The 1,409-nt window shown below is 69.1% G+C and carries 1 protein-coding gene; it reads left to right on the top strand.

Annotation, left to right across the window (positions count from 1 at the left end; all coding sequences use genetic code 11):
• Window positions 1-1,245: Zn-dependent hydrolase (locus tag BUB53_RS22155; protein WP_073038250.1), on the top strand; the 1,245-nt coding region annotated here is incomplete at its 5' end.
• Window positions 1,246-1,409 lie beyond the last annotated feature (164 nt).

Below are 1,409 nucleotides of genomic sequence, written 5' to 3'. Positions count from 1 at the left end.
TCAGCGGGTGAGAATCTTCGAGTGAACGGAGACAGGCTGTGGGAGAGCCTGATGGAGATGGCGCAGATCGGGCCGGGTGTGGCGGGGGGCAACAACCGCCAGACGCTGACCGATGAGGACGGCGCGGGCCGGGCGCTGTTTCAGTCCTGGTGCGCGGCGGCGGGGTGCAGCATGGGGGTGGACGGCCTCGGCAACATGTTCGCCCGGCGCGAGGGCACCGACCCCGACGCGCTGCCGGTTTACGTGGGCAGCCACCTGGACACCCAGCCGACGGGCGGCAAGTACGATGGCGTGCTCGGCGTGTTGGGCGGGCTGGAGATCGTGCGCACGCTGAACGATCTGGGCATCCGGACGAAGCACCCGATCGTGGTGACCAACTGGACCAACGAGGAAGGCACGCGGTTCGCCCCGGCGATGCTGGCCTCGGGGGTGTTCGCCGGGGTGCACGAGCAGGCCTGGGCGGAGGACCGGACCGATGCCGAGGGCAGGCGGTTCGGTGACGAGCTGGACCGGATCGGCTGGCGCGGCGCGGAAGAGGTGGGCGCGCGCAAAATGCACGCATTTTTCGAGCTGCATATCGAACAGGGCCCGATCCTCGAGGCCGAGAGCAAGGATATCGGCGTGGTGACCCACGGTCAGGGGCTGAACTGGACGCAGGTGACGATCACCGGCAAGGACGCGCATACCGGCTCGACCCCGATGCCGATGCGGCGCAATGCGGGTCTGGCGATGGCGCGGGTGCTGGAGAAGGTCGAGGAGATCGCGCTGAGCCACGCGCCGGACGCGGTGGGCGCGGCGGGGCATATCGACATCTTCCCCAACTCGCGCAACGTGATCCCCGGCAAGGCGGTGTTCACGGTGGATTTCCGCTCGCCGCAGCGGGCGGTGATCGAGGACATGGTCGCGCGGATGAAGGCGGCGGCGAGGGAGATTTGCGACGCTATGGGCTGCGAGGTGGCGTTCGAGACCGCCGGGGGGTTCGACCCGGTGGAATTCGACAAGGGCTGCGTCGCGGCGGTGCGCGCGGCGGCCGAGCGGCTGGGCTATTCGCATCGCGACCTGGTGTCGGGGGCGGGGCACGACGCGTGCTGGATCAACCGCGTGGCGCCGACGGCGATGGTGATGTGCCCCTGCGTCGACGGGCTCTCGCATAACGAGGCCGAGGAGATCACCAGGGACTGGGCCGCCGCCGGGGCCGATGTGCTGATGCACGCGGTCGTCGAAACCGCGGAGATCGTGGAGTAGCAGGGCGCCGCCCCCGTCGCCGCAAGCGGCGTGTCCGGGGCTTCGCCCGTTCGGGGCTGAAACGATCCCCCGGATCGTTTCCGGGACGCCCCTCACCCCCCGGGATGTTTCGGCAAGAAGAAACCCCGCGACCCGCTGAAAAAACAGGGAGACATGATATGAGC

The sequence above is a fragment of the Roseovarius pacificus genome, assembly GCF_900142665.1.
Lineage (GTDB): Bacteria > Pseudomonadota > Alphaproteobacteria > Rhodobacterales > Rhodobacteraceae > Roseovarius > Roseovarius pacificus.
The sequence above is the reverse complement of the archived record's forward strand: the minus strand, read 5'-3'. Positions and strand labels throughout refer to the sequence as shown.